Here is an 18,811-nt window from a genome sequence, read left to right as displayed (position 1 = left end):
TAGCCGTAACGGTTTATCAATCACGTTTGGGCTATCACTTGCAGCCGTCGTGAGTGCTGCGCAATCCAGCCCCCAAACAAGGACGAGCAATGCCACTTGGCTTTCTCAAATCCGCGCGTGAGCCCAAGCGCCCGGCGCCAGACGGGCAGACTCCGGTCGCGGAATCGCGTCCCGACCGTGCCGTTGTGCTGGGCGAGGTCGAGGAACTCGGCATTGGCATGTTCTGGGCGACCGACGCGGAAGGCCATCTGAGCTTCCTGTCGCAACGCGCGCTGGTCGATCTCGGCACCGATAGCGAAACGATGATCGGCAAGCCGCTGACGCAGGTATTTCAGGATGTCGACGAGGAAGATGGCGGCCCATCGCAGCGCAGCCTCGCCTTCAAGCTCAAGGCCCGCTCCAAGCTCGACGAGCAGATCGTCGCGGTGCCCAACGGGCGCGGCGCAACGCGCTGGTGGCGGCTCAATGGGCGGCCGCTGTCTGACGCGGCCGGCAACTTCAAGGGCTATCGCGGCAGCGCGGTCGATATCTCGGCGCAATTTGCTTACGAAACGCAAGTCGCGCGGCAATCACAGGTGGACGAGCTGACCGGGCTCGCCAACCGTCGCAAGCTGAACGAGCGGCTGACTGCCATGCTGTCCGCCTTCCGTGTCAGCCAGCGCAGCTGCGCGCTGATGATGCTTGATCTCGACCGCTTCAAGCAGGTCAACGACACCATGGGCCATCCCGCGGGCGACGAATTGCTCAAGCAGGTGGCCCAGCGCCTTTCCTCGATCGTCAAGGACCACGGCGAGGTTGGCCGGTTGGGCGGCGATGAATTCCAAGTCCTGCTGCCCGACATGGATGACCGCGGCACGCTGGGCGAACTGGCCAATCGCATCGTCCAGTCAATCTCGCAGCCCTATCAGATCAATGGCCGCCGGGCGATCATCGGCACGTCGGTCGGCATCGCGATTGCGCCCTATGACGGGGTGGAGACGGACGAGCTGACCCGCGCGGCCGACATGGCGCTGTACTCTGCCAAGGAAACCCGCGGAGGCACCTTCTGCTTCTTCACGAGCGAATTGCGCGACGCCGCTTCCAAGACTGCAATGCTGGGCGACCGGCTGCGCGATGCGGTGGATCGCGGGGAGCTGAAACTTGCCTATCAGCCGCTGGTCGATCCGATCACCAACGAAGTGAAGTGCTTTGAAGCGCTGCTGCGCTGGCATGACGAGGACGAGGGCGACATCAGCCCGGCGCAGTTCATCCCCGTCGCCGAGAATGACGATCTCATCATCCGCATCGGCGAAATGGCGCTGAAGCAGGCTTGTATGGATGCGCTGTCCTGGCCCGATACGATCCGCGTGGCGGTCAATGTCTCGGCCAAACAGTTCATCCGCCCCGGCTATCGCAAGGCGGTGGCGGCGGCGCTGCAAGCCTCGGGCCTGGCACCGGGTCGGCTTGAGCTGGAGATCACCGAAAGCGTATTCGTTGGCGACTTGGAAACGGTCGATGCAATCTTCCGCGATCTGAAGAAGCTGGGCGTGCGCTTGTCGCTCGACGATTTCGGCACCGGCTATTCATCGCTCGGCTACCTCAAGCACGGCCACTTCAACAAGATCAAGATCGACCAGAGCTTCGTGCGCGGCTGCACCGAGAACGGCGACACCAACCCTGCGATCATCACCGCGATCGTCGCGCTCGCCAAGGCGCTCGGCATGGAAACCGTCGCCGAAGGGGTCGAGGCGATGGACGAGCTGGAGCTGGTCAAGGCCCGCGGCGCAGATCTGGTGCAGGGCTACATTTTCTCGCGCCCGATCACGCAGGATCAGGTGCTGGCGCAGTTCGCCGAAGGGTCGAGCATGTTCCGCCCCAGCGGCCCGCCGCGCCACCGCGCTGAGCGGATCACGATCTTCCGCAAGGTCGGGCTGATCCACGAAGATCACTATTACGACGTGATCCTGCGCAACCTGTCCAAGACCGGTGCGCGGATTACGGGGCTGGCCGGGGTGCCGGTCGGGACCGACGTGGTGCTTGATCTCGGCCACGGGCAGCTGGTGGTGAGCAAGGTGGTCAACGCCACCGAGAACAGCCAGGGTCTGAAGTTTGAAACCTCGATGATCAGCGACGGCAGTGGCGGGTTCATGACCCGGCACCGCATCTCGCCCTATTCACTGGCCGAAGCGGGAATCCCGCTTGCGGCGCTCGGCGCAGGGGCCTTCCCGCTCGCCAAGTGGCGCGAGGCGAACAAGACCGTGCCCAAGTTCGTCCAGCTCGAACTGAGCGCGCCGGGGCTTTGAACCGCGCCGCGATGTTTCACGTGGAGCATCGCAAGAACGCGCAACCACCTCGCAACGAACCGGCAACGACCCGCCTATGCGACGACAGCGTGCTCAGCCGCGTCCGCGATAGGTCGGCACGCCCTGATCGGGCAGCCACAGGCCTTCGGGCGGCGCGCCGCTTTGCCAGAACACGTCGATCGGAATGCCGCCGCGCGGATACCAGTAGCCGCCGATCCGCAGCCATTGCGGGCGCATCTCTTCGAACAGGCGCACTCCGATCCCCACGGTCACATCTTCGTGGAAGCCGTTGTGATTGCGAAAGCTCCCGAGGAACAACTTCAGGCTCTTGCTCTCGACGATGGTTTCGCCCGGCACATAGTCGATCACCAGATGCGCGAAATCGGGCTGGTTGGTGACCGGGCACAGCGAGGTAAACTCGGGCGAGACAAACCGGACCAGAAAGGTCAGGCCGGGGCGCGGATTGGGGACGTAGTCGAGCACCGCTTCTTCGGGCGAGGCCGGCAACGGAGTATCGCGGCCGAGAAATTGCGGAGCGAGCGTGGGCTTATCGGGTGTGCTTTCCATGCCGCGCTGTTGCCTTGAAGCGCGGATGGACGCAAGCGGGGAACTGGACGCAGCGGCACGCAAATCCCTATGGGGACAGCGCAGGTTCACCCTGCACCGCCCACAATTCCCGGCTTTCCCGACTCAGTTGAGCTTCACCGCGCCATGAACCGCTTGCCTGCCCGCTTCTTTCCCGCTTGCCTGACTGCCGCCGCGCTGGCGCTGGCCGCGCCGCTTTTGGCCCAGCGGTCGCCCGGCACCTTTACCCTGCCCGAAGCGACACCGACGCCCAGCCCTGTCCCCGCGGGCCCGGCGGACGAACGCGCCGGGGTGGCGATCCCGCCGCGCGCCGCGCCGAGTGCCGCGCCCTCGCCGGTCATCGAGCCGCTCCCTTCGCCGAGCGCGGCACGCTCGCCGAGCCCGAGCCCGCGCGATATTCTGATCCCCAGCCCGTCAGCCGCGCCCCGGCCCGCGCCGCAAGCGAGCGCGCCTGCGACTGCCGCGCCCGCGCCTGCCGCCACGCCTTCGGACAGCGCGACGGGCGATCCGTTCACGCTCCCGCCTGCCGGGACGCAGGTGGTGCCTACCGCACCGGCGACCAGCCCGAGCGTGGCCGTGGGCGAACCACTGTTCGATCTCGCCGAATGGTGGCCGCTTGTCGCAAGCGCGCTCGCGGCAATCGCGGTGCTGGGCGGGTTTGCGATCTGGCAGCGGCGGCGCAAGCCCAAGGTCGCGCGCCTCGCTCCGCCGGTCGATGCCCGTGATACGGCAGCGCCAACCAGCAGCGACGATGCGCCCCGGCTCGACCTCACCCTCGACATCATTGCGGCGACCCGCAGCGTGATGATGTTCACGGTGCAATACCGCCTCAATATCGCCAACCGATCAGACCGCGCGGTGACCGACCTTGCCGCTACCGCCCAGCTCGCCTGCGCGCGGGCGAGTGCGGGCGCTGCGCCCTCCGCCGCAGCCGCACAATCCGCCGCCGGAATCGCGCGCGTCGGCCCGCAGCAGGCGCGCAGCATCACTGGCGAGGTGCAAATGCCGCTGTCTGCGATCCAGCCGCTGCGGCAGGGGATGACTCCGCTGTTCGTGCCGCTGGTTCACATCACGCTGGAAGGTGAAGGCCTGCACGCAATCAACCGCAGCTTCGTGATCGGCCCGCCGAGCGGGAGCGGTGCGGGCCGCTTGCACCCGATCCCGCTCGACCAGCCGCCGGGAAAAATCGCCGGGCTGGTGGCGCAGGTCGTGTCGCTGCCGCCGGCCGCTGCCGCAGCCTGATTCGCGCGCCGCAAGCCGCCGCCTCCCCCTCCCGCGCCCGCCATACGCGGCTGCCGCGCCGGAGCGTGTAGGGAAGCGCTGATTCCCCGGAAGTCTCTCCCCGTTTTGAAAGGATGGGGAGGTGGCGACGCCGCAGGCGGCTGACGGAGGGGTTCTTGCTTGCCGCCTACCCCTCCGACACCGCTGCGCGGTGCCACCTCCCCATTCGCAAAGCGAAGGGGGAGGCACCAGCTCGGCCCGCCCGCACACCGCCCCGCTCGCCAGCAAGCCGCGCAGCCTTTGCGCCGCCGCTCGCGGCACGCTAGGGTTCGCCCCATGACCAAGCTTCCTTCTGCGCTCGTTTCGACCCAATGGCTCGCCGACAACCTGGGTGCGCCCGGCCTTGCCGTGCTGGATGCCTCATACCACCTGCCTGCCGCCGCGCGCGATGCGGGGGCCGAGTTTGCCGAAGGGCATATCCCCGGCGCACGCTTCCTCGGGCTGGCGAGCCTGTTCGATGCCGGATCGAGCGTGCCCTATGCCTTTCCCACCCCCGATCAACTCGCCGCGCGGCTCGGCCTGCTGGGGGTGCGGGGCGAGGACGCGATCATCCTCTATGATGACAGCGCGATCCGCACCTCGGCGCGGGCGTGGTTTGTGCTGACCGCGATGGGCTGGGACAATGTCGCGATCCTTGATGGAGGCCTCGGCAAATGGCGCGCAGAAGGCCGCGCGCTCGGCAGCGGGGCGGAGCATGGCGCGACCATCGCGCCCGTCCACCTCGCCCCGCCCCGGCGGGTGCGCAGCAAGGCCGATATGCTCGCCAATATCGCCAGCGGCCGCGAACAGGTGCTCGACGCGCGCGGGGCTGACCGAGTCTATGGCACGGGTATCGACCCGGTGCATGGCGGCCCGAATGGCCGCATTCCCGGCGCCCTGAACCTGCCGTTCGGCGGCGTGCTGAACGCTGACGGCACCTACAAATCGCCGGAAGAGATCCGCGCCGCGCTGATCGCTGCCGGGATCGACCTCGACCAACCCGTCACCACCACCTGTGGCAGCGGCGTCACCGCCAGCGTGTTGATGTTTGCGATGCACCTGATCGGCAAGCACGACACCGCGCTGTATGATGGCAGCTGGAGCGAATGGAGCGCCGATCCCGATACGCCCAAGCTTCAGGGCCCCGCCGAATGAGCGGCAGCGATAGCGGCAAGCCCCTGAAGCCCGCTACCCGGCTGGTGCGCGGCGGGCGGCGCAAGGAATGGACCGGGCCGGTGGTGAACCCGCCGGTATGGCGCGCCTCGACCCACCTCTATGACAAGGACGCTGATCGCCACGCGGCGGGCGGCAACAATGCCGATGGGCAGTTCTTCTATGGCCGCCGCGGCGCGCCGACCCAGTGGGCGCTCGCAGAGGCGCTCACCCAGATAGAGCCGGGCGCTTACGGCACCCAGCTTTACCCCAGCGGCGTGGCAGCGATTGCCGGGTGTATGTTCAGCGTTCTGAAGCCGGGTGACCGGCTGCTGATGGCCGACAACGCCTATGATCCCTCGCGCTCGATGGCGACGGGGCTGCTGACGCGGATGGGGGTGACGACGACCTTTTTCGACCCGCGCGATCTCGACGCCTATGCCGCGCTGTTCGCTGATCCGGTGAAAGCTGTGTGGCTGGAAAATCCCGGCAGCCTCACCTTCGAGGTCTGCGACATCCCGGCCCTTGCCGCTATCGCCCGCGAACATGGCGCTGTCTCTATGGTCGACAACACCTGGGCCAGCCCCTTGGGCTTTGCCGCGCTGAAACACGGCTGCGACATCGTGATGATGAGCCTGTCGAAGCATGTCGGCGGCCATTCCGATCTGATGATGGGCAGCGCCAGTGCCGGCAAGCGCTGGTACACTGCGCTGCGCCGCACTGCGCAGGAACTGGGTCAGGTGGTTGCACCCGACGATGCCGCGCTCGCCGCACGCGGCCTGCGCACCATGGGCCTTCGACTGGAAGCGCAAACCCGCTCGGCGCTCAAAATCGCCGAATGGCTTGCAGCGCAGCCGCAAGTGGCTGAGGTGCTGTGCCCGATGCTGCCCTCGGCCCCCGGCCATGCCTTGTGGGCGCGCGATTTCACCGGCGGCTGCGGGCTGTTCGCCTTCGTACTGGCGAGCGATGATCCGCAAGCCTCGGCCCGCGTGGCCGATGCGCTGGAGCTGTTCGGGATCGGCTACAGCTGGGGCGGGTTTGAAAGCCTGGTCCTGCCGATCACGCCCAAAACCTATCGCAGCCTGATGTCTTGCCCGACCGGCGGCAGGCCTGCGCTCCGCCTTTCCATCGGGCTGGAGGATGCCGACGATCTGATCGCCGATCTGGCGCAGGCGCTGGCGCAAGCCGGATGACCCAGCCCGCCCCCACGCCGTCCCCGGACCCGTCCGAAATCGTCAGCGGCGCGGACAATCTGCGCGAGGATATTGGCGAGCGCAGCGAGACCATCGGCGGGATCCTCAACCGGCTCGATACTTTCGCGGTCGAGGTCGGCGATTGGCGCATCTCGGCGTTCGATGTGCTGTTCACGGTCGCCGCGATCCTGCTCGTGCTCGCCTTTGCCTGGGGCGCGACCCGCCTCACCCGGAGCGCGCTGCGCCGCTTGACCGCACTCGACGGCACCCAGCGCGTGCTGGCCGAAAAGGTCGCCACCATCGTGATCTGGATCACGACCTTCCTGATCGGCGTCGATCTGCTCGGGATCGACCTCACCGCGCTCACCGTCTTTTCGGGGGCCTTTGGTCTCGCCATCGGGTTCGGCCTGCAAAAGACCTTCGGCAACCTCATCTCCGGCATCATCCTGCTGATGGACAAGTCGATCAAGCCGGGGGACGTGATCGCCGTGACCGATCAGGCCGGGGTGCAGACCTTCGGCCAGATCCGCAAGATCGGCATCCGAGCGATCTCGGTCGTGACCCGCGATGAGCGCGAATATCTGATCCCGAACGAAAACCTGATGATCAATCAGGTCGAGAACTGGTCCTATTCCTCGCGCAATGTCCGCATCCAGGTGCAGGTCGGGGTGAGCTACGATGCCGATATGGCGCTCGCCGAAGAGCTGATGCTGAAGGCCGCCAAGAACGCGCGGCGCGTGCTCGATACCCCGCCACCTACGGTGTGGTGGGGCGGGTTTGGCGACAATTCGGTCGATTTCACCATCCACTGCTGGATCAACGATCCCGAGGAAGGCGTGGGCAATGTCCGCAGTGAAGTGCTCAAGCACCTGTGGGCGCTGTTCAAGGAGCACGGGGTCGAGATTCCCTACCCCCAGCGCGATCTGCGCCTGCGCCAAAGCGGCGAGCTGGAGCGGCTGATGGACGTGCTGGAACAGCGCGTCGAACGGCCCAAGCCTGAAGCGCAATAGTTCCGCTTCGCCGCGGCCAAACCATTCTCGCTGGAACGGATTGGCGCGCTCGCCCATGTGCGGTGTCATGCAGCAGACTGGCACCATCTATCTCGTCGGCGCGGGGCCGGGTCCGGTGGACCTCCTGACCCTGCGCGCGGTACGCCTGATCGAGCAGGCGGAAGTGATCGTCCATGACGGGCTGATCGGCCCGGATATTCTCGGTCTGGCGCGGCCCGATGCGCGGCTGATCTCGGTCGCCAAGCAGCGCGCGCGGCACACGCTGCCGCAGGAGGAAATCAACGCGCTGCTGGTGCGTGAGGCGCAGGCGGGACGCGATGTGGTGCGGCTCAAAGGCGGCGATCCCTTCATCTTCGGGCGCGGCGGCGAGGAAGCCGAAACCGCGCGTGCCGCGGGCGTCCCGGTCGAGGTCGTGCCCGGCATTTCGGCGGCCAATGGCGCCGCTGCCGCCAGCGGCATTGCGCTCACCCACCGTGACACCTCCAGCATCGTCAGCTTCGTCGCAGGCCAGTGCAAGGGTCTGGCGGAGCAGGACTGGTCGGGCCTTGCCGGCAAGGGCCGGACGCTGGTGATCTACATGGGCGTCTCCACCGCGCCGCAGATTGCCGAGAAGCTGATGGCTGATGGCCTCGCGCCGTCGATGCCCGTCGCCGTGATCGAAAACGCCGCGCGCCCGGAAATGCGGGTGCTGCGCGGGTTGCTCGCCGGTCTGCCGGACCTGGTCGAGGCAGAGGCTGTGAAGAGCCCTGCGCTGATCGTGATCGGTGAAGTGACCGCGCGCCTCCACCGTCATCCTGACGAAAGTCAGGATCGTTCGGAGGTAAGCGCTTTGCTGGCAGCGGTACCGGGTCAAGCCCGGGATGACGGGCGCCTTATTGGAGAGATCGAGGCATGAAAATCCTCACCGGCAATGACCTGCGCTCGGGCGCGGTGACGTGGTGGAATGGCACCGGCTGGTCGCTGTTCGTCGACGATGCCGTCGATGTCGGCGATGACGCGGAAGAAATCCTCGCCCGCGAGGAAGCCGCGCGCCGGGTCAACGTGCCTTACGCCATCGAGGCGACCATCGACGCAGGCGGCCACGTGCGCCCGGCGCATATCAAGGACCGGGTGCGCGCGCTCGGCCCGACCGTGCGGCGCGACCTTGCGGTGCCGACCGCCAACAAGACCGGCTGGGACTGGGTGATCTGATGCGCGCTGCTGCCGTCACCCTCGCCTCGGCCTTTGCCTTCGGCGCTACGCCCGCCGCGGCGCAACCGGCGCCCGCCCCTGCCCCTGCCGCAGCTCGGGCCACGATGGTGGTCGAATGGACGCGTCTCAAGGCCCTGCCGGGTGAGCGCGCCAATCTGACCGCCTTCATTTTCCTCAACTGGTTCGCGATGGACGCCAAGGCGGTCGAGCAGGGCCTGTTCACCTCCTACCGCCTGATCGCCAACCCCGCCCCCGATGGCGAGTGGGATCTGCTGGTTGAGGTCGGCTACCCCACCCCGCTGGGTTATGACGATCCCGCCACCCAGGCCGCCTTCGGTGCCATCCGCGCCGCGCACACAGTGGTGCCGGTCGAGGGCAAGACCCTGCGCGAGCTTGGCACCATCCTCGGCACCGAACGCCTCCCCGTTCTGACTGGAACCCGCTGATGTACCGTTACGACTCCTACGACCAGGCGATGGTCGATGCCCGCGTGGAGGAATTCCGCGATCAGGCCCGCCGCCGCCTTGAAGGCAAGCTGACCGAAGACCAGTTCAAGCCGCTGCGGCTGATGAACGGGCTCTATTTGCAGCTCCACGCCTATATGCTGCGCGTTGCCATCCCCTATGGCACGCTCAACGCGCGGCAGATGGAGGCGCTGGCCGACATCGCGGAGAAGTATGACCGCGGCTACGGCCACTTCACCACCCGCCAGAACATCCAGTACAATTGGATCAAACTGGAAGACGCCGCCGATATCCTCGCCGATCTGGCGAAGGTCGAGATGCACGCGATCCAGACCAGCGGGAACTGCATCCGCAACATCAGCGCCGATCACTTCGCGGGCGCGGCTGCGGACGAGGTGGTGGACCCCCGCCCCTACGCCGAGCTGATGCGCCAGTGGTCGAGCTTCCACCCGGAGTTCACCTACCTGCCGCGCAAGTTCAAGATCGCGGTGATCGGCTCCGAAACGGACCGCGCAGCGATGCGGCTGCACGATATCGGCATCCGCATCGTCAAGCGTGACGGCGAGATTGGCGCGCAGTTCTATGCGGGTGGCGGCATGGGCCGCACGCCGATGATCGCCCCGCTGATCCGCGACTTCGTGCCGCTCGACCAGCTCATCACCTATGCCGAGGCCTGCCTGCGGGTCTACAACCGCTACGGCCGGCGCGACAACAAGTACAAGGCGCGGATCAAGATCCTCGTCCATGAACTGGGCGCGGCGGAATACACCCGGCAGGTCGAGGAAGAATTCGCCCATATGCTGAGCGTCGGTGTTGAGCCGCCGCTGGAGGAGCTGGCGCGGATTGCGACGCATTTCGCTGACCCTCCGTTCGTGTCGTCTAAAGTCGAGACACCCTTCGAGCAGCGCCTCTCGACGATGCTTGAGGCGAACGGAGGTCAGGGAAGCGCGTTTGGTCGTTGGGTCCGCCGCAACACTCACGCGCACAAGGCACCCGGTTACGTCTCCGCTGTCATCAGCCTCAAGCCCGCAGGCGGCATCCCCGGCGATGCCACGGCTGACCAGATGCGCGTCGTCGCCAAGCTGGCGCGTGATTACAGCTTCGACGAGTTGCGGGTGATGCACACGCAGAACCTGCTGCTGCCCCATGTCGCCATCGCCGACCTTCCGACGCTCTGGCAGGCGCTCGACGCCGCAGGCCTCGGCAGCCCCAACATGGACACGATCGAGGACATTATCGCTTGTCCCGGTCTCGATTACTGCTCGCTCGCCAACGCGCGTTCGATCCCCCTCGCCCAGCGCATTTCGGAGCGCTTCGCCGCTTCGGGTCGCACTGAAGTGGTCGGCGAATTGAAGCTCAAGATTTCCGGCTGCATCAACGCCTGCGGGCACCACCACGCGGGCCACATTGGCATCCTTGGCGTCGACAAGAAGGGCAAGGAGAACTTCCAGCTCTCGCTTGGCGGCAGCGAGGCCGAAGACGTCAGCCTCGCCAAGATCACCGGTCCCGGCTTTGACGAGGACGGCGTGGTCGCGGCGGTCGAAAAGGTCACCGATGTCTATCTCGCCACCCGCGCCGAGGGTGAGCGCTTCCTCGATACCTACCGCCGCATCGGCATGGAGCCGTTCAAGGAGGCCTTGTATGGTTGATACCAGCAATCTCGGCACGTCGCCCGACGAAGTGCAGTTCCGCTTCCGTGACGACGAGCCCGTCGATCACGGCACGGTGACGGTGGACGCCTGCTGCGACCAGACCAACGCCGCCGCGGTCAGGATCGAGCCGGGTGACGATGCGCGGCTGCTCTTGCCCTTCCTCGATCGCCTCGCGCTGGTCGAAGTCAACTTCCCGAGCTTTGGTGACGGGCGTGGCTACTCGGCGGCGCGCATCCTGCGTGAGGCGGGTTACACCGGCGAATTGCGCGCTGTGGGTCAGGTGCTGATCGACCAGCTCAGCCACATGCGCCGCTGCGGGTTCGACAGCTTCGCCCCCGACAAGCGCTTGGATGAAGACGACGCGGCGCGGGCCTTCGCAACGTGGGACAACGTGTACCAGCGCGCGGCCGACCGCCGGGCGACCATCGCGGACAAGCGCCATGAAGCCTGACGTTTCCCTCGCCAAGATCGGGATGATCGCGCACACGCCCGACATCCTCAACCTCGCGCCCCGCTTTACCGAGCATGACGCGGTGCGCCTCAACAATATGTTTCGGGGCAGCAGCACCGCCGAAATGCTCGAAGCGGTGATCCGTGACGGGCTCGCGGGCGATCTCGCGGTGGTCTCCAGTTTCGGCGCGGAGAGCGCGGTGCTGCTGCACCTGATCGCCAGCGTCGATCCGTCGGTGCCGGTGCTGTTCCTCGACACGGGCAAGCATTTCCCCGAGACGCTGGCGTACCGCGATCTTCTGGTGGAGCGGCTCGGCCTCAATCTGGTGGTGCTGACACCGGATGCCGAGGAGCTGGCCAAGCGGGACGAGACCGGCCTCCGGTGGTCTTACGATCCCGATGGCTGCTGCGAGATCCGCAAGGTGCGCCCGCTCGAAAAGGCGATGGCGCGGTACGATGCCAGCTTCACGGGTCGCAAGGCGTTCCAGGCCGCAACCCGCGCCAATCTGCCGCGCTTCGAGGTGGACACTTCGGACGCGCAGGGGCGGCTCAAGATCAATCCGCTGATCGATTGGGACGCGGGCCAGATCGAAGGCTACTTCATCCAGCACGATCTCCCCCGCCATCCCCTGATCGCGCAAGGCTATCCCTCGATCGGCTGCTCGCCCTGCACCTCGCAGGTCGCGCCGGGTGAAGACCCGCGCTCCGGCCGGTGGAAGGGCTGGGACAAGACCGAATGCGGCATCCACAAGCCGGGCGAGGAGCCTTTCCTTTGATGGAATCGTCATCCCGGGCTTGACCCGGGATCGCTCAAATCCTGGCGCCTTGGCGAAAGCGGCCCCGGATCAAGTCCGGGGTGACGATCGGGTTTAGAGCCACCCCTCTCGGGCGTACCATTCGGCCGTCGCCTTTAGCCCCTCCTCGCCCCCAATCCTCGGCTGCCACAGCCCCGGTGGCGGCTTGCGGTCGAACCGCGATACCCAGTTGGGGTGGGCCATGTATCCCACACGGTCGGCGGTGAGTTTCGCGCGGTCGCCGCGCAGCAGCCGGTCGGCCGTGGCCGTGGCCTCCAGCACAGCGCGCGGCAAGTGCGGAGCGAAGACGCTTTGCTTGCCCACCGCGCGGCCGATCGCTTGTGCCAGCTCCTTGTGGCTCCACCCGCCCTCGCGCCCGTCATCGGGTTCGTAGGTCTGCTTCTTGGTTGAAGCCGCGTTGCCTGCCGCCAGCGCCACCAGCAGGCGCGCGAGATCGTCGGCGTGAATGATCGAACTCGCCCCGCCGGGCGGCAGCGGCACGAAGCCCCACTTTGCGGTGCGGAACATCTCGAGGTAGTCGACATCGCGCGGGCCGTACACGCCGGGCGGGCGCACCGTGGTCCAGTCGAGACCGGAGGCTTCGACCAATCCCTCGGCCTTAGCCTTGGACGCGCCATAGGCCGACAGCTCCGGTTTGCGCGCCGAGAGCGAGGAAACGAACACCAGCCGCCGCGCCCCCGCCTGCTTCATCGCGGCGATGACGTTGGCCGTGCCGGTGACGTTGGCCGTTTCGAAGGCGGCGGGGTCCGGCGTGTTGGTGAGGCCCGCGACATGGATCACCGCGTCCGCGCCTTCGACCAAGGCCGCAAGCGCCGCCGCATCGCCCAGATCGCCGCGCACCCAAGCCACGCCCGCGCGCGGCGTCTGGTCGCGGCGGGCGAGTGCGCGCACCTGATGGCCCTCGGCCAGTGCTGCATCCAGCACTGCGCTGCCGACAAAACCCGTCGTGCCGGTAATGGCGATGAAGCTCACAGCAGCACCATGTGATCGCGGTGGATCACGCAGGAGCGCGGCGCATAGCCCAGCCGCTCGGCCTGATCCTCGGCGCGCTTGCCAGCGATCAGCTGCATTTCAGCGGCGTCATATTCGGCAAGGCCCTGCGCCAGCCGCTCGCCCTTGAGGCTCAGCACGCTGACGAGATCGCCGCGCCGGAACTGGCCCGAGACGCCCACTACGCCGGCCGCCAGCAGGCTCGCCCCGCCCATCAGCGCCTCGGCGCAGCCTGTGTCGACGCGCAATTCGCCCGCAGGCGCGAGCCGCCCGCCGAGCCACGCCTTGCGGGCGGAATCAGCGCGCACGGGCAGGAACAGCGTCCCGGTCCCTGCGGCGAGTGCATGGGCAATCGGCGCGTCATGCGTGCCGTTGAGGATCGCCAGCGCGATGCCGGCGCGCGTGGCGATTTGCGCGGCTTGCAGCTTGGACACCATCCCGCCCGAGCCCATGCCCGAGGACGAAGCCCCGCTCGCCATCGCCATCACTTCAGGCGTCACGGCGTCAACCGTGGGGATCAACGCCGCGCCAACCTCTCGCGGGTCGCGGTCATAGAGGCCGTCCACGTCGGAGAGCAGCAGCACCAGATCGGCATTGGCCGCCTGCGCCACCCGCGCGGCCAGCCGGTCGTTGTCGCCGAAGCGGATTTCCTCGGTCGCGACCGAATCGTTCTCGTTGATGACGGGGATCACGCCCGCCTCCAGCAGCCGGTCGAGTGTGGCCGAGGCGTTGAGGTACCGCCGCCGGTCTTCCAGATCGCCCAGCGTCAGCAGCATCTGGGCAGCGGTAATGCCCTCACCGCCCAGCGCCCGCGACCACAGATCCGCCAGTGCAATCTGGCCCACGGCGGCGGCGGCCTGCGCGTCGGCAAGGCTTCCCCGCCCGCCTTTCGCCAGCCCCAGCCGCGCCGCGCCCAGCGCAATCGCGCCGGAGCTGACGACGATCACCTGCGCGCCCGCCTGTCGCAGCGACGCCAGATCGCCCGCCATCCGCGTCAGCCACCCCTCACGCGCCTGCCCGCCGCCCACCAGCAGCGCGCTGCCGATCTTGACCACGATCCGCCGCGCGGCGGTGATGTCTTGCAGGCGGGTCAGCATGAGCCGATCAGAGCGGCGACCAGTCGGTGGCGTCTTCCTCGTGCTCCACCTCGACCGCCTTGGTCTCGGTCGAGGTGCGATCGGGCAGGTAGCCCAGCACCGCGTCGAGCAATTCGGGGATGCCCGCGCCGGTCACGCCCGACACCGCGAACACCTTGTCCGCACCTGCGACCAGCAGTTCCTCGCTATAGGCCTCGACCAGTTCGGCATCCGCCAGATCGAGCTTGTTCAGCACCACCAGACGCGCCTTGTCCTCAAGGCCCGCGCCATAGGCTGCCAGTTCATCCTCGACGATCCGCATCGCTTCGGCGGGGTCAGCGTCTTCGGTGCCGGTGATGTCGATCAGGTGGATCAGCACCCGACACCGCTCGATATGGCCGAGGAAGCGGTCACCGATCCCGACGCCTTCCGCTGCGCCTTCGATCAGGCCCGGAATATCGGCCAGCACGAATTCGCGGCCCTTGTGCCGCACCACGCCCAGTTTGGGTACGAGGGTGGTGAAGGCGTAGTCGCCGACCTTCGCGCCCGCGTTCGACACAGCATTGATGAAGGTCGATTTGCCCGCATTGGGCAGGCCAACCAGACCCACATCGGCAAGCAGCTTCAGCCGCAGCCACACCCAGGCTTCCTGACCCGGAATCCCGTCCTGGTGCTGGCGCGGTGCGCGGTTGGTGGAGGTCTTGTAGCTGGCGTTCCCGCGCCCGCCGATCCCACCTTCGAGGAAGACGACGCGCTGGCCAACCTGTGTGAAGTCGGCAAGCACCTCCTCCTTGTCTTCGGAGAGAATCTGCGTGCCCACCGGCACCTTGATGACGAGCGGCTTCGCGCTCGCCCCCGTGCGGTCCTTGCCCATGCCGTGCCCGCCGCGCGGCGCCTTGAAGTGCTGCGAATAGCGGAAGTCGATCAGCGTGTTGAGGCCGGCGACGGCTTCGAACACGATATCGCCACCCTTCCCGCCGTTTCCGCCGTCAGGGCCGCCATATTCGACGTACATCTCACGCCGGAACGAGACGGCGCCGGGGCCGCCTCCGCCGGACTTCACATAGATCTTGGCTTGGTCGAGAAAATGCATCGCGGGCGCATAGGCAATTTTTGCTGCGATTGCGAGGGGAATGGCAATCCTGCTCCCCTTCCCTTGAGGGGAAGCGAAGCTGGGCGCCGCCCAACGGGTTGGGGGATGGGTGTGCGGCAGCCGCGAACGTCGCACACCCACCCCTCGATCCCCTCCCTCAAGGGAGGGGAGGAGAACGTTCTAGAACCGCGCCTCGACGCCCACCGCCGCAGAGCGACCGGGGGAGACGAAGCTGAACACCTGCTCGTAGCGTTCGCCCAGCAGGTTATCGACGCGGGCGAAGGCGCTGAGCTGATCGGTCAGCCGCACCCGGGCGTTGAGGTTGATGAGGGTGTAGTCATCAAGGTTGACCCGCACCGGCACGAAGCTGGGATCGGTGAAGGCGACATCGGGCGTCTCGCCATTGTGGCGCACGACCAGCGTTGCCGAGGCAGCATCGCCCGGCGCGGTCCAGGTCAGCGCTGCGCTGGCGATGTGCTGCGGGCGGCGCACTTCCTCAACGCCGTTCTCCTCGGCATCGAGATAGGAATAGGCCGCGTCGAGGCTCCATTGCGCGGCCAATTGGGCATTGAGCGACACCTCAACCCCGCGCTGCTCGCTTACGGTGGTGCGGTTGGCCGGAGTGGCGATGAAGTTCGGCGGCGGGAAGGTGGTAAAGATCTCGCCTTCGAGCTCGCTGTCGAAGTAGGTCACGGCCACGCTGGCGCTATTGCCAAGAAGCTGATCCACGCCGACTTCCCAGCCGGTCGACTTTTCGGGACGGAGCGCGGCATTACCGATGAAGCGCCCGTCGACGAAGCCGTAGAGTTCGAAGAAGCCGGGGTTCTTGACCCCGCTCCCCGCCGCAGCCCGAAGCCGGGTGGTGTCGGTGATCCGATAGCCTGCACCCACACGGAAGGTCGTGGCATCGCGGAACAGGTCGTTGATATCGTGGCGCAGCGCGGCCGAGACATCGAACGCCGAGTCGGAATAGCGATACTCCCCGACAAAGCCGATCTGCTCGATCTCGCGCCGCCCGTTGAAGGCGAAGCCACCGGGCGTGGCGTTGCGAAAGCCTTCGACTTCGTAATCAGCGGCGAAGGTGAGGTTGTGGTACCCGCCCCCATTGAAGGCGGTGACATAGGACGCCTTGACGCGGTCGCCTTCGCTGGCCGAGGTGAGCCCGAAGGGGCTGTCCGTTTCGCGGTCGACTTCGGCGATCTGAGCGGACAGATCATGCGTCCAGCGCCCCTCCAACATCTCGGCCCGCGCGCCAATGAGGGCGTAGATGGCCTCGTTGGTGAACGTCACCCCGGGACTGTCGATGGTGAAGCCAAAGGTCGGGCTGGTAGAGTCGAAGTCGCTATCATTGGTCTGCCCCTCGGTGCGGATGAAGCGGGCTGCGGCGCGCAGCGCGAGGCTGTCGCTCAGATTGACACTGCCCTTGCCCGAGACGGTGTAGCTGTCGCGCCCGATATCGCGCGTGCCGCCCCGTGCGTTGGGCTGGCCATCGGTGCTGACGACGACGGCGGAGAGGGCTGCGTCCCAGCTGTCACCCGAAGCGCCGTAGCGGAGCGCGCCATTGACGGTCGCTTGCGTGCCACCTTCAACCCGCGCGGCGAACCCGGGAACAGCACGCCCGCTCGCGCTTTCATAGGCGACCACGCCGCCGATAGCATCAGGGCCATACAGCGCCGATTGCGGCCCGCGCAGCACTTCAAGCCGCGCGCCGATATCGGCTTGCAGCGTGCCGATATCGAACTCGCCCGCGAAGGGATCGGAGACCTCGATCCCGTCTACCAGCACGAGGACGTGGTTGGCCTCGCTGCCGCGCAGCCGGATCTGGGTCTGGCCTGCAATGCCGGCGACGGCGACGCCGGGGACATCGCGCAGGAGATCGGCGATGTCGCGGGTCTGGCGCTGTTCGATCCGGTCAGCGTCGACGACTGTGAAGGAACCCGTATAGTCCCTGATGGTGACCGGTTGGCCGCGGCTCGCTGTCACGAGGATCGGGACAATCGCCGGACCGACTATGCATCCTCCATCGGAGCAATCATCCGCGACCGCGTCCGGATCCTGCGCCACAACCGGCACAGCCCAAACCAGCGCCGCCCCAGCGACGCTGCACAACAATTTCAAATTTCTCACGGATTCCTCCCGTCATCAGCAACATGGTGGCCGCGAGGGAACCTCCCCCACAGCCCAGCGATGTCGCTCACAACGAAAGTCAGTTTCCGCGCCTGGCCAATCCCTGAGCCAAGCAAAGAGCGACACGCCCCGGTCGGTCTCCTGGCTCACGGATCAACGCATCCGGTGCTCACCTTCCCAGAGCGTTGCCGCCCCAGTGGCTGTCCCTGCTGGAGGGACGCGCTACCTGATACTCACCGCTTACAGTTGCAGGGACAGCTGCGGCATCAAACCGCATTCCCGTTACCTTGGCGCAGGCAGAGGGATAGCGTCAGGCCAAGCTGACGGCAAGAGGTGTAAACTCGAGGATCGCAGAGGGACGCCAATCGGCGCGAAGCGCCGCAAGGCCGGCCGGCCGTCGCGCCCTATGGCGCGGAAGACAAGCAGCCCGGACGCGGTGCGCCCGGCGCTTGAGGGCGAAAACAAGGAATCCAGTTGAGGGGCAACGCCCCGAAACTGGTGGAGCCGAGGGGGATCGAACCCCTGACCTCGTCATTGCGAACGACGCGCTCTCCCATCTGAGCTACGGCCCCGTTCCAGGTTTTCGCGCCCGCCTATCCGATCAGGGAGCGGGCGAGCGCGCGCATTAGCGAGAAGCGCGGACCCTTGCAACGCAAGATTTTGCCGCCTGCGGCCGTTTCACCTTGCGATTATTGCCCGGTTTTGCGCTCGGCCGGAGGAGCCGCCATCGGTTCGATGATCGGCTGCGAGACAACGCCCTCGTTGACCGGGATTACCGGCACCGGAAGCCCGGTGACAGGGTCGATTACGGTCTGCACCGCAACTGTCGGCACAGCGACGCCGCTGGCGCGGGCCTGCTGCACGGCGACCCAGCCGGGCTGTGAGGCGCCATAAAGCGTGCCCCACTTGTCGTCCCACGTTGCCGAGGCTTGCTGATAGGCCTCGTAATCGGTGAAGAACTGATCGAACGGCATCAGCAGGCCATCAAAATTGGCCCGGGCAAAGGCGAGCACATCGGTCGGCGGTGCGGCCAGCGCGCGGTTCGCCATGTCGAGCGTGGCGCGGCAGAACCCTGCACGGGCGGCAGGCTCGGCGAAGAAGTTGTAGACCTGCGTGGTGTAGCCATCGCGCGCCACGATCGCATCGCGGCGGACCCGGAAGCGGCTGGTGTAGCTCTTTTCGAGCCGGTCATTCACCGCCTTCAACGATTTGACGTTCTTGGTCAGGAAGGCGCGATACCCTTCGAGGATCGGCTCATATTCGGCCGTCAGGCAGTTGAGCGCCGCGACATTCCAGGCCGAACGCAGGTTCCAGACCAGCTGGTCATCCGACAGGTTGCTGTTGACGGTGACGCGCCGCCCATCTGGCCCGCGCGGGGGAATATCCATCACATAGTGTGCGCCGCCCGGCGGAAGCGGACGGTAGGGCACGGCCTCGACCACCACCGGGGCGGGCGGCGCACACTATGTGA

18 protein-coding genes, 1 tRNA gene and 1 riboswitch are annotated in these 18,811 nt (G+C 66.7%); of the genes, 11 read left to right on the top strand and 8 right to left on the bottom strand.

Annotated features, from left to right (window positions below; translation table 11 throughout):
• The first annotated feature begins 89 nt into the window (after positions 1 to 89).
• On the top strand, positions 90 to 2,282 hold the full coding sequence (locus tag GVM20_RS01410; protein WP_166545533.1) for a putative bifunctional diguanylate cyclase/phosphodiesterase: 2,193 nt from the start codon (positions 90 to 92) through the stop codon (positions 2,280 to 2,282).
• A 93-nt stretch (positions 2,283 to 2,375) separates the two neighbouring features.
• Here GVM20_RS01410 and queF read toward each other — a convergent pair whose 3' ends face one another.
• Positions 2,376 to 2,849 carry a preQ(1) synthase gene (queF, locus tag GVM20_RS01405; RefSeq protein WP_166545532.1) on the bottom strand — a complete coding sequence of 158 codons (474 nt, stop codon included), beginning with the start codon at positions 2,847 to 2,849 and terminating at the stop codon, positions 2,376 to 2,378.
• Between the two features lie 134 nt (positions 2,850 to 2,983).
• Positions 2,984 to 3,382 (bottom strand): hypothetical protein, encoded by a 399-nt coding sequence (locus GVM20_RS16405; protein ID WP_166545531.1) that lies wholly within the window; start codon positions 3,380 to 3,382, stop codon positions 2,984 to 2,986.
• 25 nt (positions 3,383 to 3,407) lie between these two features.
• On the opposite strand from GVM20_RS16405, the gene GVM20_RS01395 reads away from it, so the two are divergent.
• The 10 genes from GVM20_RS01395 (at position 3,408) to GVM20_RS01350 (ending at position 12,015) form a co-directional block, all read left to right on the top strand.
• Positions 3,408 to 4,109 carry a hypothetical protein gene (locus tag GVM20_RS01395; protein ID WP_166545530.1) on the top strand — a complete coding sequence of 234 codons (702 nt, stop codon included), beginning with the start codon at positions 3,408 to 3,410 and terminating at the stop codon, positions 4,107 to 4,109.
• A 315-nt stretch (positions 4,110 to 4,424) separates the two neighbouring features.
• Positions 4,425 to 5,282 (top strand): sulfurtransferase, encoded by an 858-nt coding sequence (locus GVM20_RS01390; RefSeq protein ID WP_166545529.1) that lies wholly within the window; start codon positions 4,425 to 4,427, stop codon positions 5,280 to 5,282.
• Positions 5,279 to 6,472, top strand: a complete 1,194-nt coding sequence (metC, locus tag GVM20_RS01385) for a cystathionine beta-lyase (protein WP_166545528.1) — start codon at positions 5,279 to 5,281, stop codon at positions 6,470 to 6,472. Before GVM20_RS01390 ends, metC begins: the two co-directional genes overlap by 4 nt.
• Positions 6,469 to 7,482, top strand: coding sequence for a mechanosensitive ion channel family protein (locus GVM20_RS01380; protein WP_166545527.1), 1,014 nt, complete (start codon positions 6,469 to 6,471; stop codon positions 7,480 to 7,482). Before metC ends, GVM20_RS01380 begins: the two co-directional genes overlap by 4 nt.
• A gap of 67 nt (positions 7,483 to 7,549) precedes the next feature.
• Positions 7,550 to 8,377 carry a uroporphyrinogen-III C-methyltransferase gene (cobA, locus tag GVM20_RS01375; RefSeq protein WP_166545526.1) on the top strand — a complete coding sequence of 276 codons (828 nt, stop codon included), beginning with the start codon at positions 7,550 to 7,552 and terminating at the stop codon, positions 8,375 to 8,377.
• Entirely contained in the window at positions 8,374 to 8,673 is a 300-nt protein-coding gene (locus tag GVM20_RS01370; RefSeq protein ID WP_101791589.1) for a DUF2849 domain-containing protein, read from the top strand. Before cobA ends, GVM20_RS01370 begins: the two co-directional genes overlap by 4 nt.
• The gene (locus GVM20_RS01365; protein WP_166545525.1) at positions 8,673 to 9,119 is read left to right on the top strand and encodes a hypothetical protein; all 447 of its coding nucleotides are present in this window, start codon (positions 8,673 to 8,675) and stop codon (positions 9,117 to 9,119) included. The genes GVM20_RS01370 and GVM20_RS01365 overlap by 1 nt, the downstream gene beginning before the upstream one ends.
• A complete protein-coding gene (locus GVM20_RS01360; RefSeq protein ID WP_166545524.1) occupies positions 9,119 to 10,786 on the top strand; it encodes a nitrite/sulfite reductase in 1,668 nt (555 codons plus the stop codon). The genes GVM20_RS01365 and GVM20_RS01360 overlap by 1 nt, the downstream gene beginning before the upstream one ends.
• Positions 10,779 to 11,240 carry a DUF934 domain-containing protein gene (locus tag GVM20_RS01355; protein WP_166545523.1) on the top strand — a complete coding sequence of 154 codons (462 nt, stop codon included), beginning with the start codon at positions 10,779 to 10,781 and terminating at the stop codon, positions 11,238 to 11,240. Before GVM20_RS01360 ends, GVM20_RS01355 begins: the two co-directional genes overlap by 8 nt.
• Positions 11,241 to 11,262: 22 nt before the next feature.
• Complete coding sequence (locus GVM20_RS01350; protein WP_166545792.1) at positions 11,263 to 12,015, top strand: phosphoadenylyl-sulfate reductase; 753 nt, start codon at positions 11,263 to 11,265, stop codon at positions 12,013 to 12,015.
• 93 nt (positions 12,016 to 12,108) lie between these two features.
• Here the strand turns inward: GVM20_RS01350 and GVM20_RS01345 are convergent, their stop codons facing one another.
• The 6 genes from GVM20_RS01345 to GVM20_RS01320 all read right to left on the bottom strand — a co-directional run bounded on the left by GVM20_RS01345 (position 12,109) and on the right by GVM20_RS01320 (position 18,770).
• On the bottom strand, positions 12,109 to 13,026 hold the full coding sequence (locus GVM20_RS01345) for an NAD-dependent epimerase/dehydratase family protein (protein ID WP_166545522.1): 918 nt from the start codon (positions 13,024 to 13,026) through the stop codon (positions 12,109 to 12,111).
• Positions 13,023 to 14,141 (bottom strand): glutamate 5-kinase, encoded by a 1,119-nt coding sequence (proB, locus tag GVM20_RS01340; protein ID WP_166545521.1) that lies wholly within the window; start codon positions 14,139 to 14,141, stop codon positions 13,023 to 13,025. The genes GVM20_RS01345 and proB overlap by 4 nt, the downstream gene beginning before the upstream one ends.
• Before the next feature lie 7 nt (positions 14,142 to 14,148).
• Entirely contained in the window at positions 14,149 to 15,213 is a 1,065-nt protein-coding gene (obgE, locus tag GVM20_RS01335; RefSeq protein WP_166545520.1) for a GTPase ObgE, read from the bottom strand.
• A gap of 180 nt (positions 15,214 to 15,393) precedes the next feature.
• Positions 15,394 to 17,340: a TonB-dependent receptor plug domain-containing protein gene (locus GVM20_RS01330; RefSeq protein ID WP_166545519.1), complete on the bottom strand. Its 1,947-nt coding sequence runs from the start codon at positions 17,338 to 17,340 to the stop codon at positions 15,394 to 15,396.
• A 114-nt stretch (positions 17,341 to 17,454) separates the two neighbouring features.
• Positions 17,455 to 17,645: riboswitch (cobalamin riboswitch) on the bottom strand.
• A gap of 191 nt (positions 17,646 to 17,836) precedes the next feature.
• Positions 17,837 to 17,912, bottom strand: a tRNA-Ala gene (locus GVM20_RS01325).
• A 117-nt stretch (positions 17,913 to 18,029) separates the two neighbouring features.
• A complete protein-coding gene (locus GVM20_RS01320) occupies positions 18,030 to 18,770 on the bottom strand; it encodes a hypothetical protein (RefSeq protein WP_353653085.1) in 741 nt (246 codons plus the stop codon).
• Between the last annotated feature and the right edge of the window lie 41 nt (positions 18,771 to 18,811).

It is taken from the genome of Porphyrobacter sp. SLTP, from assembly GCF_009905735.1.
Lineage (GTDB): Bacteria > Pseudomonadota > Alphaproteobacteria > Sphingomonadales > Sphingomonadaceae > Erythrobacter.
Note: the sequence above shows the minus strand (reverse complement) of the source record. Positions and strands in the feature narration are given on the sequence as shown.

Coding starts and splice junctions, on each gene's coding strand:
- cobA (WP_166545526.1), top strand. CDS start 7,550: ATGCAGCAGACTGGCACCATCTATCTCGTCGGCGCGGGGCCGGGTCCG.
- GVM20_RS01410 (WP_166545533.1), top strand. CDS start 90: ATGCCACTTGGCTTTCTCAAATCCGCGCGTGAGCCCAAGCGCCCGGCG.
- queF (WP_166545532.1), bottom strand. CDS start 2,849: ATGGAAAGCACACCCGATAAGCCCACGCTCGCTCCGCAATTTCTCGGC.
- GVM20_RS01365 (WP_166545525.1), top strand. CDS start 8,673: ATGCGCGCTGCTGCCGTCACCCTCGCCTCGGCCTTTGCCTTCGGCGCT.
- GVM20_RS01380 (WP_166545527.1), top strand. CDS start 6,469: ATGACCCAGCCCGCCCCCACGCCGTCCCCGGACCCGTCCGAAATCGTC.
- obgE (WP_166545520.1), bottom strand. CDS start 15,213: ATGCATTTTCTCGACCAAGCCAAGATCTATGTGAAGTCCGGCGGAGGC.
- GVM20_RS01370 (WP_101791589.1), top strand. CDS start 8,374: ATGAAAATCCTCACCGGCAATGACCTGCGCTCGGGCGCGGTGACGTGG.
- GVM20_RS01360 (WP_166545524.1), top strand. CDS start 9,119: ATGTACCGTTACGACTCCTACGACCAGGCGATGGTCGATGCCCGCGTG.
- GVM20_RS01390 (WP_166545529.1), top strand. CDS start 4,425: ATGACCAAGCTTCCTTCTGCGCTCGTTTCGACCCAATGGCTCGCCGAC.
- GVM20_RS01350 (WP_166545792.1), top strand. CDS start 11,263: ATGATCGCGCACACGCCCGACATCCTCAACCTCGCGCCCCGCTTTACC.
- GVM20_RS01355 (WP_166545523.1), top strand. CDS start 10,779: ATGGTTGATACCAGCAATCTCGGCACGTCGCCCGACGAAGTGCAGTTC.
- metC (WP_166545528.1), top strand. CDS start 5,279: ATGAGCGGCAGCGATAGCGGCAAGCCCCTGAAGCCCGCTACCCGGCTG.
- proB (WP_166545521.1), bottom strand. CDS start 14,141: ATGCTGACCCGCCTGCAAGACATCACCGCCGCGCGGCGGATCGTGGTC.